The 16,077-nt window shown below is 46.3% G+C and carries 12 protein-coding genes; 4 read left to right on the top strand and 8 right to left on the bottom strand.

All coding sequences use genetic code 11. The features are described 5' to 3' along the window. Positions 1 to 38 precede the first annotated feature (38 nt). From gmd to P2A85_RS12775, 4 genes are all read right to left on the bottom strand, one after another. On the bottom strand, positions 39 to 1,070 hold the full coding sequence (gene gmd / locus P2A85_RS12760) for a GDP-mannose 4,6-dehydratase (protein WP_377480534.1): 1,032 nt from the start codon (positions 1,068 to 1,070) through the stop codon (positions 39 to 41). Between the two features lie 222 nt (positions 1,071 to 1,292). Continuing rightward, positions 1,293 to 2,024, bottom strand: a complete 732-nt coding sequence (locus P2A85_RS12765; RefSeq protein ID WP_340524800.1) for a sugar transferase — start codon at positions 2,022 to 2,024, stop codon at positions 1,293 to 1,295. A gap of 273 nt (positions 2,025 to 2,297) precedes the next feature. After that, the gene (locus P2A85_RS12770) at positions 2,298 to 3,473 is read right to left on the bottom strand and encodes a glycosyltransferase (RefSeq protein ID WP_377480537.1); all 1,176 of its coding nucleotides are present in this window, start codon (positions 3,471 to 3,473) and stop codon (positions 2,298 to 2,300) included. Positions 3,474 to 3,499: 26 nt separating this feature from the next. Continuing rightward, positions 3,500 to 3,691, bottom strand: a complete 192-nt coding sequence (locus P2A85_RS12775; RefSeq protein ID WP_341735648.1) for a hypothetical protein — start codon at positions 3,689 to 3,691, stop codon at positions 3,500 to 3,502. Between the two features lie 80 nt (positions 3,692 to 3,771). On the opposite strand from P2A85_RS12775, the gene P2A85_RS12780 reads away from it, so the two are divergent. After that, a complete protein-coding gene (locus P2A85_RS12780; RefSeq protein WP_377480540.1) occupies positions 3,772 to 5,805 on the top strand; it encodes an iron uptake porin in 2,034 nt (677 codons plus the stop codon). A 396-nt stretch (positions 5,806 to 6,201) separates the two neighbouring features. Here the strand turns inward: P2A85_RS12780 and P2A85_RS12785 are convergent, their stop codons facing one another. The 4 genes from P2A85_RS12785 to P2A85_RS12800 all read right to left on the bottom strand — a co-directional run bounded on the left by P2A85_RS12785 (position 6,202) and on the right by P2A85_RS12800 (position 10,751). Continuing rightward, on the bottom strand, positions 6,202 to 8,034 hold the full coding sequence (locus P2A85_RS12785) for an NFACT family protein (protein ID WP_377480543.1): 1,833 nt from the start codon (positions 8,032 to 8,034) through the stop codon (positions 6,202 to 6,204). 97 nt (positions 8,035 to 8,131) lie between these two features. Then, the gene (locus P2A85_RS12790) at positions 8,132 to 8,809 is read right to left on the bottom strand and encodes a GIY-YIG nuclease family protein (RefSeq protein ID WP_377480546.1); all 678 of its coding nucleotides are present in this window, start codon (positions 8,807 to 8,809) and stop codon (positions 8,132 to 8,134) included. A 173-nt stretch (positions 8,810 to 8,982) separates the two neighbouring features. After that, a complete protein-coding gene (locus tag P2A85_RS12795) occupies positions 8,983 to 9,846 on the bottom strand; it encodes an aldo/keto reductase (RefSeq protein WP_371114452.1) in 864 nt (287 codons plus the stop codon). Between the two features lie 122 nt (positions 9,847 to 9,968). Next, on the bottom strand, positions 9,969 to 10,751 hold the full coding sequence (locus P2A85_RS12800; RefSeq protein WP_377481467.1) for an ABC transporter permease: 783 nt from the start codon (positions 10,749 to 10,751) through the stop codon (positions 9,969 to 9,971). Positions 10,752 to 11,202: 451 nt separating this feature from the next. Here P2A85_RS12800 and P2A85_RS12805 point away from each other — a divergent pair, with 451 nt between their 5' ends. The 3 genes from P2A85_RS12805 to P2A85_RS12815 all read left to right on the top strand — a co-directional run bounded on the left by P2A85_RS12805 (position 11,203) and on the right by P2A85_RS12815 (position 15,527). Continuing rightward, positions 11,203 to 12,276 carry a radical SAM protein gene (locus P2A85_RS12805; protein ID WP_377480550.1) on the top strand — a complete coding sequence of 358 codons (1,074 nt, stop codon included), beginning with the start codon at positions 11,203 to 11,205 and terminating at the stop codon, positions 12,274 to 12,276. A 512-nt stretch (positions 12,277 to 12,788) separates the two neighbouring features. Continuing rightward, positions 12,789 to 14,183, top strand: a complete 1,395-nt coding sequence (locus P2A85_RS12810) for a branched-chain amino acid ABC transporter substrate-binding protein (protein ID WP_377480553.1) — start codon at positions 12,789 to 12,791, stop codon at positions 14,181 to 14,183. Between the two features lie 267 nt (positions 14,184 to 14,450). After that, on the top strand, positions 14,451 to 15,527 hold the full coding sequence (locus P2A85_RS12815; protein ID WP_377480556.1) for a branched-chain amino acid ABC transporter permease: 1,077 nt from the start codon (positions 14,451 to 14,453) through the stop codon (positions 15,525 to 15,527). Positions 15,528 to 16,077 lie beyond the last annotated feature (550 nt).

Below are 16,077 nucleotides of genomic sequence, written 5' to 3' on the forward strand. Positions count from 1 at the left end.
TTGGTGACCACCGTGAAAGAGTTCAGTAAATGCAAAAATTAATCAAATCCGTTCCCAGAACCTCGCCCCTGCTGATCCAGAGCTTTAATGTCAGCATCTACCATTAAGTGTACTAATTGCTCAAAAGTTACAGAGGGTTCCCAATTTAACTGAGTGCGGGCTTTTGTCGAGTCGCCAATCAAAAGTTCGACTTCGGCGGGACGTAGGTAGCGCTCATCAAACTCTACATAATCTTCCCAATTTAAGTTGGTGTAGCTGAAGGCTAAATGTAGGAATTCCTTAATGGAATGGGTCTCGTTGGTCGCAATGACGTAATCGTCTGGTTTTTCTTGTTGCAGCATCAGCCACATTGCTCGCACATAGTCTTTAGCATAGCCCCAGTCTCGCTTGGCATCGAGATTTCCGAGATAAAGTTTTTTCTGTTTTCCTGCTAAAATTTTGGCGAGGGCGCGAGTGATTTTGCGAGTTACAAATGTTTCACCACGGCGGGGAGATTCGTGGTTGAATAGGATGCCGTTGCAGGCAAAAAGACCGTAGGATTCGCGATAATTTATGGTTTGCCAGTGACCGTAAACTTTGGCACAAGCGTAGGGACTTCTGGGATAAAAAGGCGTTGTTTCTTTTTGCGGAACTTCTTGTACTAAGCCAAACATTTCAGAAGAACCTGCTTGATAAAACCGCACTTCTATGCCTGTGCGTCGCTGATAGTCTCGAACTGCTTCTAGGAGGCGCAATACGCCCATTCCTACGGCATCAACCGTATATTCTGGGGAGTCAAAGCTAACTCGAACGTGAGATTGAGCCCCTAGGTTATAAACTTCTACTGGCTTGACTTCTTCTAATATCCGGCGCAGAGTGGTGCCGTCGGTTAAGTCTCCGTAGTGGAGAAACAACTTGGCGTCCTCGCTGTGAGGATCGACATAAATGTGGTCAATGCGATCGGTATTGAAACTAGAACTTCGCCGGATAATGCCGTGAACTTCATATCCTTTTTCTAGCAGTAACTCACTCAAATAAGAGCCGTCTTGACCTGTAATACCCGTTATTAGCGCTCGCTTCCGTTGCGTCATCTGAATTTTCCTGTGACAGACTTTTTAAATTCACAATTTTCTGGGCAGAAAGCTATTGTTCCTGCCAGTTTTATGCTCGGACTCTAGACTAACTCAAAATTTTGCGATCGGCATTAAGGAATTGCCCAAGCTTTACAAAGATTTGACCTAGAGTGTCAGTAGTAAGCATCAGTAGTTAGTATCAAATCATGAATAACTACTGATGCTAACTGCGGACAAAAATTAGTATGCGCCGTTATTTTTAGGAAAAATCACCACGCCAATTGTTTTGAAAACGATCCACAGATCCATCCACAGGTTTTTTTCATTTGCATAATAGAGGTCGATCTGGACTCGGCGGGGATAGGGAATGTCGTTCCGGCCGGAGACTTGCCATAGGCCTGTAATTCCAGGTCTGATGGTCAGAACTTTGTTGATGTAAGTGCCGTATCTAGGCAATTCCTCTTCAACTAAGGGTCTGGGCCCAACTACGCTCATATCTCCCTTCAAAACATTCCAAAATTGGGGAAATTCATCTAAACTGGTCGCTCTGAGAAACCTTCCGATACAGGTGATTCGAGGGTCTTGTTTCAGCTTGAAATTGTCCTCAAACTCTTGACGGAGATGCGGCGATTTTTCCATGATTTCCACCAAGATGTCGTCGGCATTTTCCACCATCGTTCTGAATTTCAGGCAATAAAACATCTTGTGATTTTTGCCTACTCGTTCCTGTACATAAAAAATTGGCCCGGAGGAGCTTAAGGCTATCGAGAGAGCCAAAAGCAGGTAAACCGGAGCAAACAGGATCAGAACCGACAAGGAAAACATGATGTCAAATAACCGTTTGAAAAATTCTCCGTCGAGGCTTTGGAGAGAGCGACTTATGCGTCTGTCTCTAGACAAGACAGGCTGAAAACCGCGTCTCGCGATCGCTCGAATTACCTTGCCGGAGATTAGTTGGCTGTCGGCAGTCATCTTACTCCTTCACTTCACACCACACACAGTCCTGATCATAAAGCCTCAAGACGCTTTGTTCTGTGAATTATGTTTCTAATCGTCAATTTTCTGGGGCCTTGGGCAGTGGACAGTGGGCAGTGGGTAGTGGCTAGTGGGCGGTTGGTGCTTGTCAGTGGGCGGTTGAGGGTTGTCAGTGGGCTTAGAAAAAATTCTCCCCCTGTGGGAATATCTTTCTCTCTCTCTGGGACTCTCTTCCCTGGGGACTCTCTCCCCCTGGGACTCTCTCCCCTTTTAATTCCCAGACTGGGTAAATTCACGGGAGTGAAATTCCTGATAGCATTGTTCCACAAAGGCTAGATAGCGCTGGCGAAAGACTTCTGGGGCAAACTCCTCGGCGTGGAGTCGCCCTATTTCTGGCTGAAATTTGCCTTGCAACTGTTCAAACTCCTCCAGCGCTGCGACTAATGCGGAGGGGGTTTGGGAAGCAAAAAATAAACCAGTCCCTGTCTCTGGATGTTGGCGAATGTCGCGCACTGTCTCCAAGGCGCCACCGGCTGCATAGGCAATTACTGGTGTTCCACAAGCTTGGGCTTCTACCAGGGCGATGCCAAAATCTTCGCAAGCTGCGTATACAAAGGCTTTGGCTTGGGCCATGTATTTTTCCACTACTTCTGCTGGTTGCCATCCGAGTATTTGCACGTTGGGTTTGGCGAGTTGTCGCATCATTTCTAATTCAGGCCCGGTGCCGATGACAATGAGATGATGCCCCAGTTGATTAAATGCTTGGACGATCGCACTGATGTTTTTGTAGCTTACCAATCGGCAAACAGTCACGTAAAAGTCTTGTTTTTGCGCTACTAAGGAAAATCGCTCAATATTGACTGGTGGATAAATCACCTCGGCGCGTCGCCGATAGCACCGCCAAATCCGGCGGGCTGTATGTTGGGAATTGGCGATGAAATAATCAACGCGATTGGCGGAAATGACTTCCCACTGCCGTAGTCGGTGTAGTAAATATCGCGTCAGCACCCCTGGGATGCCTCGTCCGGCTTTGCTACTGTCCAAATAGTCAAAAGTCATGTCCCAGGCGTAACGCATGGGTGTGTGGCAGTAACAGACGTGTAGTTGGCTGGGACTGCTGAGGATGCCTTTGGCGACGGCATGGGATGATGAGAGGATGATGTCATATTGACGCAAGTCTAGTTGTTCGATCGCGATCGGTAAAAAAGGCAAATATTTTTGGACACCTTTGCGGGCGAAAGGAAAGTGCTGCAAAAATGTTGTGCCAATCTGTCGCCGGAAAAGATAGCTTTCGGGATTTGCCGATTCAAAGTCGATGAGGGCATAGACATCGGCTTCTACGTGTTTGAGGATTTCCTCTACTACTAATTCTGAACCGCCCGTGGCTAAGGGCGTTAACCATTCGTGAACTAGGGCATATTTAAGTTTTTCTACAGCAGATTTCACTCTTGTCTCCACACCAGTAACAATTTTTAGCTTGGATTGAGACTAGCAAAAAAAAACAATCCTTCTTGTCTGTAGTCGATCGAACTATTTGTTTGGGCTAATTCTGTCAATATCACTTTGGCTAAGGTGAATGCCCGACTTACTGAAAGTGACAGTACAAAGCTGTTTTGGGAGCGTGAGCGGGCTGGCTGGAGAGGATTATTGACAGCTAATACCATTAGGCCCAATTGATGTATAGTATTTACGATCGCCTAAATCTTAGGGACTGGCGATCGATCCCATGTGGTGTGAGGTAACAATGTCTAAAATTTTGTGGAAAGGACTCTTAGTCAGTCCCGCTGTATTAGCAGCAAGTTTGGTTTTATCTTCTGCTTCCCTAGCAGAGCAACCTCTGGAAATTGCAGCAACGACTCCAGTTAATAAATTGCAATTAGCAGGTGCGGCAACAGAGGCAGCCAAGCCCGATACAGAAGCCTTAACGGCAGATTCAGTCTCATTAGCTAGCCCTCAGACTATTGAGACTATTGACAATAAAAGTGCGATCGAGTCGATCGCCCCAGTAGCTCAACAGTCACAAGAACCAGCCAACAAAGTAGCAGCAGCAGATTTAATCACAACAGAGCCTGTCGCCGCAGCAGCAGTCGCAGAACCCAACAGCACAGTCCTAGGGGCAAACACCAGCGAAGCCAAACCAGCCACCGACTCAACCAGGGCAGTTGCACTACAACCGGAGCAAATTTCCCAATCGACAGCTCCCAAGGCCACATCTCCAGCATTGCCCAATGCCTTAGAGCAAATCAACCAATACAGCGCCGAAGGTACTGACAGTGAAAATGCGGCGGCTCAAGTCACCTCAGTTTCGCAACTTTCGGACGTGCGGCCTACAGATTGGGCATTCCAAGCATTGCAGTCCCTGGTAGAGCGCTACGGTTGTATCGCTGGCTATCCCGACGGCACCTTCCGCGGCAACCGCGCCATGACTCGCTACGAGTTTGCGGCCGGTTTAAACGCCTGTTTGGATAAAGTGAACGAGCTGATTAAAGGCGGTGCCAGAGGTCTAGCAACTAAAGAAGATTTAGCTTCTGTGCAAAAATTGCAAGAAGAATTTGCCGCCGAATTAGCAACCTTGCGCGGCCGCGTCGATGCTTTGGAAGCACGGACGGCTGAATTAGAAGCAAATCAGTTTTCGACTACCACTAAACTCAATGGCGAAGTGATATTCGCTTTGACAGGCATCGCCAGAGGAGAAGATGCTAAGGGTCGCGATGCTGATAAAACAACCGCATTTGGCAGCAGAGTTCGTCTCAATTTCGACACGAGTTTCACAGGCAAAGATTTACTGAGAACTCGACTGCAAGTCTTAAATTTGGGTTCATTTTCTACCAATAACACCAAAACGGCCGAAGGAGAATTGCGGTTTAATGCTGGGCCTTTTGGCACTGCTAGCAATACTGTAGGTTTAGATGCGTTGTTTTATCAATTCCCTCTAGGCAAAAGCACTACAGTCATTCTCGAAGCCAATGCCGGGGCTGCTGACGATTTCACAAATACGGTCAACCCTTACTTTGACGGAGATGGGGGCAGCGGAGCTCTGTCTAACTTCGGTACTCGCAACCCGATTTACTATTTGACAGCAGGTACCGGTATCGCTTTGCGGCATCAATTTGGGGACAAACTGGAACTGAGTTTGGGATATTTGGCCGGCAATGCTGCTAACCCAACCAAGGGAAATGGTTTATTTAACGGCTCCTACGGCGGTTTGGCTCAGTTGACTTTTAAACCGACAAGTAGCATTGCTTTAGGTTTGACTTACCTTAATTCCTACAACTTCGTCACTGGTACCGGCAGCAATGCTTCTAATTTTCCTGCCCGACTCAGTTACTTCGGGCTAGATGACGGTACTGTTCCGGTTTCTAGCAATTCTTACGGCTTGCAGGCTTCCTGGAAGGTGAACCGTGGACTTGCGGTTGGCGGTTGGGCTGGTTACACCAATCAGCGCATTTTATCCAACTTGGCAACTCCTACGGGTTCTGTCCAGCGGGGAGACCAAAAAATCTGGAACTGGGCAGTTACTTTGGCTTTTCCCGATTTATTGAAAGAGGGAAATGTCGCTGGCTTTTTGGTAGGTATGGAACCGAGAGTGACGAGTTCCACTAATCGGACATTGCCCGAAGATAAGGATACTTCGTTGCACATTGAAGGTTTCTATCAGTTCAAGTTGAGTGACAATATTTCCATCACTCCTGGTTTAATTTGGCTGACTGCTCCCGACCACAATAAGAATAACTCTGATTTGTTGATTGGGGTAGTTAGAACGACTTTCACTTTCTAGGTTGTTTTTAACCGCAGATTAACGCAGATTCATGGTCTGCGTTAATCTGTGCGGTTAAATCATATAAAATCCTCTCTTCATCGTCCTGTATTAAACTCTCTCTTCTCTTCCTTCGCGTCCTTAGCGCCTTCGCGGTTAAATCATTCCGATACAACCGGAATTGATATCATTCCCATGCAACGGTCAAAAATATTAAATATTCAACAAGAACGACCAGCTTTTTGTGAAAGCTGGTCTGCTAATTAATTAAGTCCGTTGTTCTCTCAAAGTGAGGAAACCCAAACAGCGCGTTCCCTTGCAGCGGGTTCTTCAAAACATATCATCCTTCGAGAGGGTTCTTTTAGCAAGAAAATTTAATTTTTGCAATAAAACTTTACATTTCGGGACGGACTTAGATTAAGCTGTGGCTTGCTGCGGTCTGCCCCAGACTATGCGCTCCTGCTTGTATACAACCATACCAGGTTTTGCGCCTTTGGGCTTATACACATATTTCGGTTCTGTATACACGACTGGTACTTGTTCGCTCTGACGGGCGCGACTGTAGTAGGCGGCCATGTTGGCGGCAAATTGTAAATCGGCTTCTTCGGCAACTGTACCCGGTGTGACGCGCAGCAATGCGTGACTTCCGGGAATTTCTAGGGTGTGGAACCAGATGTCGTAGTCCCCTGCTACGCGAAAGGTGAGTTGGTCGTTTTGGCGGTTGTTGCGGCCGATTAATAATTCAAAGCCACTGGGGGTTTGGTAGCGGTGAAATTCGATCGCAGCATTTTTGTCCGTACTGCGGTAATCTGGAGCATCTAGATATTTTTGTTGAATCAGTTCTTCGCGGATTTCTGCGAGGGTTTGCAAATCTTGGGTGTTGCGGTAGGTTTCTAATACCGAAAGTGCAGCTTCTACTTGTTCTAGATAGTCTATTTCTTCTTGGACGGCGGCCAATAACGGTTCTACAGCAATGCGAGCTCTTTTAAGTTTTTGGTGCTTTTTGTAGAGTGCTTGAGCGTTTTGAACGGCGTTTTTTTCGGGATTCAGGGGAATAGCAACTGGTTGGTTGGTTTCAAAGTCTGGTAGTGAAATGGTTTTCATTCCCGGTTGCCAATGTTGTAAGTTTGCCATGAGCAAATCGGCTTGGGATTTGTGGGTGTCGGCTACTTCTGACTGCTGTAATTTTTGTTTGAAGGTGTTGGCTTTGAGTTTGAGTTTGGCTAGCAGGTTAATCAGTTTTTGACTAAGTTGATGTCGCACTTGGGCGAATACTTCTTGGTTGATTTCGCTGGTGTAGTAGCTGTTGAGTAATTCTTGGACTGAAGGGAAGGCAGAGGTTAACTCCCCCATCGAGGTGAACCCCCCCCTCCCCCCCCCAAGGGGGGAAAGAATCGGGGGAGAATCAGAGGGCGGGCACGCACCATCCACCGCCCCTACGTGATGATTTTCGGGTGCTGGCCAGTCGATGACGGTGTAGCCTTGGGGTGTCAAACTGGGTTTGAATTTTGAGTTTTCTAGGGATTCTAGCCAGTATTGCCACCGCTGGAATAGTTGCTGCCAGTCGTCGGGGCTGAGGCTGTCGGTGGATTGTTCTGGGTCTAAATTGGCCGATCGAATCATAGACCAAATTAAAGCCTTGCTCAACCCTCGATAATTCTTCAACACGTTGCGGTGTAATTGCCCAGGAACGAGGCTAATTCTTTCTTGCCATCTGTTTTGAGGTTCGATCGCGCTTGGTGCTGTATCGGTCAAAGCTGGGGGCATTTCGTAGGGTTGCCCGGTTTGGATGGGGCGCACGCTGGACTGTTTGGCGCTGACTTGGTGAGCACAGGTGACAACGAGATTGTCCTGGGCGGTGAGGATGACGTTGCTGTATTTGCCGATGATTTCGGCGTAGAGGTGCCACAGGGCTGGTTCTCCTGGGCGTTGGGCGAATTGCAAGTCTACAACTCTTTCCCAGGGGGAGATGGGGGCGATGGAAACTAGGGCTAAACCGCTGAGTTGGTGTCGCAGTTGTTGGCTGAAGGTGAAGGTGTCGGGAATGCGGGGCGGGGGGTCGCCGACGCAGATGCGGGCGGCTACGGGATGCCAGGAAAGGTCAATCCAGCCCCGTTTGTTCATGGTGCGTAGGGCTAGGGACACAGTGAAGCGATCGCGCTGGTAGACTTGTTCTAAGCGTGCTGGCAGCCATTGGGCCCGCAGTTCGCTGCAAGCCACAGTTAAAGTTGTCAAGTCTACAGGTTGCACAGCGCCCTCTTGCGATCGAAATATCTATGTTCCACTATATCAAGTTTGGTGGGCAAATTTTTTTTATGCCCACAGAAGCTGTTTGGTTTTTCGATATTTAAATAGATGGCTTTGTTTCCTGGGTTTGCGATTGAATCACAGCACTCCAGTCATCTTCATTAACAGCACTTGCCAAATCCTTGCCACGTTCGTCGGCACTTTTTGCTGCTATTTCCAATTCTTTAGTCAGAGTGGAATCTGCCATTGCTTTGCGTAATTTCAGTTTCTTTTCTTCATAGGCTTTTTGTTCGTCAGCAGACATGGCCGCCCGCGCGGCTTGGCCGACTGTACTCGCCCACATTTCGCTGTCTATACTATTTCCTGGGGGAATGTTTTCTAGTTCTGCTATCCAAGCATCGCGCAAATTTTCCATTTCTTCCCGCTTGGGGAATTTGAAAGTTTTGACGCGGAGGAATGCACAATTTTCGCTGCCATTTTGGGCGATATGACCGTTGAGAGAAAGCAGGATATTTCGGGAATAACCTATATATTGGGTTTGATGGTTCGTGTCTATGACGGCATAGACGCCGGCGACTTTAGCGTTAGTTGCTAAATCGCGCCAAGCTGGGATTGACACTACTTTGGTTCCGTCATTTTCTAAGGCGGGAATTGCTGTCGCTGCACCATGTTCTTCATCGGAACTGTATAAAAAGTTGTGCAGTCCTTCATGGGCGATAGGTACGTTTTGATGTTCTATTGGTAAGTCTAAATCTGCCTTGACTGGATTCATTTCCATAAAATCTCACTCCTCTAAAAATGTTGCTTTTCTGGGCTGGTTATCCTGCGGGCCACACTATCAAGTTTACTGTTTGTGGAACAGCTATCTTGCCTGTTATGGATCACCCACAAGAAAATTAATTCTTTGTGGAACAGGCCCGAAAGCCTATTCTATTATTTTGTTATCCTTGCTTAACTTGCGGAGATTTGTTGTACTTCCTCATCAGTCAACTTGACATCTATCGCTTTTACAGAGTCTTCGATGCTGGATAGTTTTGTCGCAGCGGGAATGGGAACGATACAGGGAGATTTTGCCATCAACCAGGCTAATACTATACAGTAAACTGAAACGTTTTTTTCTGCTGCTAATTTCGCGATCGCTGGCATATCTTGCAAACTGGTGACGCGACGGCTTCCTCCGAGAGGACTCCAAGGAAAAAATGTCAGTTTTTCGGTTTCACAATATTCCAGTACGCCGTCTGATTCTGGTTCTCTGTGCCAAGGATTGTATTGATTTTGAACTGAGGCAATTTCTACTGTATCGCGGGCGCGTTTGATTTGTTCTACAGAGAAGTTGGAGACTCCCACAAATCGAACTATTCCCTCTGCCACCGCTTCTTTTGCCGGTGCTAGGGCTTCTTCGATGGTATAACTAGGATCGGGGGCGTGATATTGCCAAAGGTCGATGGGCTTTTGGCCACCCAAGGCTTCAAAACTTTCGCGAATTGTCTTGCGTAAATGGTGGGGGTTGCCGTTCCGCGTCCAAGCACCTTGAGGTCGCATCAACCCACCTTTTGTGGCGACAGTTACAGCTCTAATATCTCCTGTATACTGTTGTAAGGCTTTGGCAATTAGTTCCTCGTTATGGTGTTTGTCGGATTGATCTTGGCAGTAGGAATCTGCCGTGTCAATTAATGTGACTCCCAAATCCAGGGCGCGGTGAATTACTGCGATCGCCTGGGATTCTGTTGGTCTACCATTTAAGGATAGTGGCATCCCTCCCAGACCAATTGGGCTGATATTAAAGTTAGTGTTTCCGAGTTTTTTGTTTTTCATTGGTTTGCCTTTTTTTGATTGTTTATCTGTAGAGTTAGATTGTTATGGCTATTTAAAATATGTAATTTCATCATACAACAATTAACAGTCAAAAGTCAACTGTTTACTGTTTGAATTCATAACTAACTGGAAGCGCTGGTGTAAAATCGGAGTGCAAATTGCCAGAAGTAGCGGGAAGCGAACAAAAGTGCGATCGCCAAAATGCCTGCTCCTGCTATCCAAAGTATATCACCTCTGCCTAACATTGTTTCTGCCGGGACTGTGGTCAAAAAAGCAACCGGGACTATGAACGTAAAGAAAAATCGATAAGCTGCGGGATAAGCTACCATGGGAAATCTACCAGCTTCTAACAATCCTCTGAGGACTTCAGTAACGTTATAAATCTTGACAAACCAAATACTGGTTGCGCCCAACATAAACCAGATACTGTAAAGACTCACCATGCCAAATAACAGCGGTATTGCAGTTAGGAAATAGTTGCTGATTTCTACTCCCAATTTGTTTGCCGAGTACAGCAGCAACACCCCGCCGAAGATGATATCGGGTATTCCCCACGGAGATACAGTGTTTGCAGACAGCCAGAATTGGGAACTTATGGGTTTGAGGAGGACAAAATCCAGGGTGCCTTGCTGCACTCGATCGACAATCCGGCTAAGATTAGGTGCGAGAAAGGTTGAGGAAAAACCCTGCAAAATCGTGAAAATGCCCAGTACAACTAGGGCTTCTTCCCATTTCCACCCAGAAAATGTGTTACCGTTTCGGTAGAACAGAAACAGCCCAAACAAACTACCAGTCAGGTTTCCGATACTGCTGAGAGTCGCGAGGACAAAATTGATGCGGTATTCGAGTTCTGCCGCCATCGCCGCCCCCCAAAATAGTTTCACTACGTGCACATATCGTCCCATATTTATCGCCATTTTTGATCCTGGAAATACTTTCAATCGTATTGTAAAGCTGCGATGAAGTTAATTGCTGATTCGGCTTCCCCTTTGACTATAATTTTAAGTTATTTAAACAATGTACCTAAGTATTATTACTGTATAAAGTATTAAGGTTATTAACAAAAACGTAATTAAATTTACAGATTATTAGCACAGAATTAATTATCTGCTAATAATCTGTGGTTTCCTGTCGGTTCCTACCCTACTGAGATACAAAAGTTTACATCTATATATTTGTAATTGTTATATGTTACATATCTTAATATTATAAATATTTGAAAAACATCTCCTGTTAGCTAAAACTAGCCCTTAGTATGGTGCATACGTACTCAGAAGCAACGGGTAATCAGTACGAAACTGAATACGACAAATTTACTTAGTCCCGAATATCAACAATACTTAAGAGATAGAAGATATGGATGCCTTAACAATGTCGAGACTGGGAGTCAAGCACACTAAGAGTGCAGTAGCCGAATCCCTGAGAATCAACACCGGATATGACATAACCAGCCCAGTCACTTTTTACGGGATTGTCAACGAGCACTGCAATGTTAAATGCCGTCAGTGCGAGTATTGGCGACTCAAAGAATATAAAGATGAAATGACCATCGAAGAATGGCAAAATGCTCTCTTAAGTATCAAAGAATTTGTGGGGGAATTTTCCATCAACTTTAGCGGTGGCGAACCTTACATTAAAAAAGGTTTTCTTGACTTGCTGACTTTTGCCAACAAAAATGGGATTCACGCCGGTGTCACCACAAACGGCTATTGCATGACCAGGGAAAACGCAGCCAAAACAGTCGCTGCTCGTCCTTTTAATGTGAATATATCCGTTGATGGACCCAATGCAGAACTACACGATTATCTGCGCGGTCAGCCGGGATTGTTTGACAGGCTTTCTAAGGGAATTGGATATCTGCGGGAGGAACAGGAAAAACAAGGGGTTCTGTTTCCCATCAACGTCAAACCGACGCTGAACCGACTAAATTTCCGCCACATGGAAGAGATAGTAACCTGGGCTCAACAAATTGGAGCGACAACGGTGAATTTCCAACCAGTAAATCATTGGACACAAGAAACCTATGAGGAATTGTGGGTGGAAGAAGAGGATTCCGAGGAGTTTTCGCAGGTAATTGAGCGCCTAATTGAAATGAAGAAGAAAGGTGCGCCAATTATGAATAGTGACGAAGTATTGCGTCTAATGTTACCTCACTTCCGCGACGAAAAAGCCCCCGATGGAGTTCGCCCTTGTCGGGTAGGACTTCGGAATTACTGGATTGATACCCGTGGCGATGTCAAACTTTGCGACGAATATCCAGTAATTGGGAATGTGAAAGAAGAAAGTGCTCGCGCTATTTGGTACGGCGAAAAAGCTCAGAAAGTCCGCCGGGATACTCTGAATTGCGGTAAGCTTTGCCTGATTACCTGTGTGTCGCAAAAGACGATTTTGGACAAGGTAAAAATGGGTTTGAAATTGTTAAAAAATTAAAGCAGAACCACAACCTCAATCCTTTACAGAAACGAGACCAAGCCTCCCTAAAATGCCGGAATGTCATTCTCTAAACCCTAGAAAATAGGGTATTAGTGCATTGATATTCCGGCATTTTAGTGACCTAGTTAGTGCCAACTTTTTTCAATCGCACAGTCCTGGATGTACGGGGGGCCAACAAGCCGGTTTCTGGGTCAATATCTCTCGGATAGAGCGACGATTTTTTCTCATAAACCGGGTTTTTTGCGTCCAGGACTGTCGCAGATACTGTACTCGATGAACCTAGAATAGGCTGTATGTTTTAACTCAAGTAGGACTTAGGCACAGGAAAGGAAAAATCTAGGGTTGGGTCATAGGCTGTGGTAAAGTTTCGTCCATGGGGCACGGGGGGAACCGCTGTTCCTGAACCCTAGGCGCTATGCCAGATCTTACCGATAACTATGCTGCGTAAGTCATCATAAATTTTTTAAATTTGTGCTAAGTCTTGACTTACAGACTTACAGAGTGAAAATATGCTAAGACCCAAGCAACAAACCAACGCACCTATGAACCTGTCACTGAAGTTAGGGGGCAAAAGTCCCACACCCACAAAAACTTACCCAACACAGCATCTCAACGCCATAGGGTTACGGACATTACTCGTGGCTGCTTCCATAGCCTCTGTCTGCGCGAGTTGTCAAAGCCCGCAAACACCCACCGCCACAAGTTCCGGTAGCACTCCCAGCAGCACTCCCGCAGCCTCTCCCGTTGCAGTTAGCAGTCCTGCCGACCCCAACACTGTCAAAATTGTCTCTATGCTGCCGATGACAGGTAGTGCCTTGGGTCAAGCTCAAACAATGGTCAATGGGATTAAACAAGCCCTGGCTGAAACCGATTCCAAAGCCTGCGACGGCAAAATCAAAATGGAATATGAAGTGCTCGATGACGCCACTGCTGCGGCTGGCAAATGGGACCCAAGCCAAGTTACGTCCAATGCTAATAAAGTAGCAGCCGATGGTTCGGTAGTTGCTGCGATCGGTCACTATAACTCAGGCGCTGCCAAACTTTCAATTCCCGTGCTCAACCAAGCTAATGTAGTGATGGTGAGTCCGGCAAACACCTATCCGGGCTTGACAAAACCAGGAAAAGGTGAGCCGAAAGAACCCAATGTTTATTACCCCGCAGGCACTCGCAATTTCAGCCGGGTTGTCCCGGCTGATGACCTCCAAGGTGCTGTCGCGGCTAACTGGGCGAAATCTTTAGGAGTTAAAAAAGTCTATATTCTCGATGACCAAGAGCTCTACGGCAAAGGTATTGCTGATATTTTTGAAGCAACGGCTAAAACTTTGGGAATTGATGTCCTCGGTCGTGAGGGAATTGATATCAAAGCGAGTGATTATAAAGCTTTAATGAATAAGATCAAAGCTTTAAATCCCGAAATGATTTACTTTGGTGGTACGACCCAAAGCAATGCCGGACAAATAATTAAAGACATGAGAAATGTGGGTATGACACCTGAAGCAGTCAAATTTATGGGTCCCGACGGCATTAAAGAGCAAGCTTTAATTGATGCTGGAGGCAAGGATGCTGAAGGTGTTTATGCTACCTTTGGTGGCTTACCTCCAAAAGAATTGACTGGTGAGGGTGCGAAGTGGTACGCCGGTTACAAGGCAAAATATAATGCTGAACCGGAAGCTTATGCAGCTTATGCTTATGAATCGGCTAAGGTAATTATCGGCGCGATTAATAAGGTTTGTAAAAATGACCGCGCAGCTATCCGCGATGCTGTTTTGGCAACTAAAGATTTTAATGGGGTACTTGGTAATTGGAGTTTTGATGCTAATGGTGATACTAGCTTGACTACTATGTCAGGAAATGTTGTTAAAGGTGGGAAGTGGGAGTTTGTTAGCCCGCTTAAGACTGAATAATTAGTTAGTTGTCAGTTGTCAGTTTAACTGGTTAACTGGTTAACTGGTTCCCCGGCTCTGCCTGGGAACCGATGTCTAGAGGCTCTGCCTCGCTTTTCTAGTTAACTGGTTCCCCGGCTCTGCCTGGGAACCGATGTCTAGAGGCTCTGCCTCGCTTTTCTAGTAGGAAAATTGGAGGCAGAGCCTCCGGATCTGCGTTCCCAGGCAGAGCCTGGGAACGAGTAGAAATTCCCGATTTCCAATTCCCAATTCTCAATTCCCAAATAAATGAAAAACTGGAAAAGTATTCTCTTATATATAGGTGTAGTTTATATAGTTTTGTTGTTGGGTCCGATCGCCGGATTTGATTTACCCAAAATTATTGGTGAAATAGTCAAAAGTCCTGAAGTTCTGATTCAACAATTGCTAGTGGGTTTGGTCAACGGGGCGCTGATTGCAATTATTGCTTTGGGTTACACGATGGTTTATGGGATTATTGAGTTAATCAATTTTGCTCATGGCGATTTGTATATGTTGGGCGCTTTTGCTTCGCTGACTGTATTTGGGGCATTTGGCATTCAAGACGGTGCACCTTTAGGTATTGCGATACCGGTGATGTTAATCGCTTTGGTTGTATGTTCGGTGTTTTGTGCGGGTCTGAATATTGTGGTGGAAAAGTATGCTTATCGACCTTTGCGAAATGCTCCTCGTTTGGCTCCGTTAATTTCGGCGATCGGGGTTTCGTTTATTTTCCAAAATATGGGATTATTTTGGGGAGGATTGAAAGCTTTTTTTCCGGTGATGGGTTCTAATTCGGCTGCTCCGAAAAGTTTTCCCGATTTGTTGCCACGAGTTGATATTCTCAAAGCTATGGGAATTGAAACGACTATTGTATTTACTACTAAAGATTTAATTGTGTTGGTAGTAGCTGTGGTATTGATGGTTTTGCTTCATGTGTTTGTGCAGTACACTCGTCTGGGAAAGGCGATGCGGGCAACGGCTCAAAGCCGCGATGCTGCTAAAATTATGGGGATTAATGTGGATCAGATTATTGCTCTAACTTTTTTGATTGGTGGGGCTTTGGCTGGTTCGGCGGGAATTTTGGTGGGTTTGTATAACAATACTATTGTGTTTACGATGGGGTTTACGGCGGGTTTGAGGGCTTTTACGGCGGCGGTTTTGGGGGGAATTGGTAATATTGTGGGGGCGATGTTAGGAGGGGTTTTGATTGGGGTGCTCTCGTCTTTGAGCGATCAGTATTTGTCGAGTCGCTGGACTAATGCTTGGGTGTTTGGGGTTTTGGTGGTGATTTTGGCTTTTCGGCCGGGTGGTTTGTTGGGTGAGAATGTTCAGGAGAAGGTTTGAATGTGCTCTTTTGAAATAATGGCAAAAGATACTTTAACTGGTTCCTAGGCTCTGCCTGGGAACCGATATCCAGAGGCTCTGCCTCGCTTGGTAAAATTGGAGGCAGAGCCTCCGGATCTGCATTACCAGGCAGAGCCTGGTAACGAGTAGTACTTTAACTGGTTTAACTGGTTCCTAGGCTCTGCCTGGGAACCGATATCCAGAGGCTCTGCCTCGCTTGGTAAAATTGGAGGCAGAGCCTCCGGATCTGCATTACCAGGCAGAGCCTGGTAACGAGTAGTACTTTAACTGGTTCCTAGGCTCTGCCTGGAAACCGATATCCAGAGGCTCTGCCTCGCTTGGTAAAATTGGAGGCAGAGCCTCCGGATCTGCATTACCAGGCAGAGCCTGGTAACGAGTAGTACTTTAACTGGTTCCTAGGCTCTGCCTGGAAACCGATATCCAGAGGCTCTGCCTCGCTTGGTAAAATTGGAGGCAGAGCCTCCGGATCTGCATTACCAGGCAGAGCCTGGTAACGAGTAGTACTTTAACTGGTTCCTAGGCTCTGCCT

This window comes from Microcoleus anatoxicus (assembly GCF_042465725.1).
GTDB classification, from domain to species: Bacteria; Cyanobacteriota; Cyanobacteriia; order Cyanobacteriales; family Microcoleaceae; genus Microcoleus; species Microcoleus anatoxicus.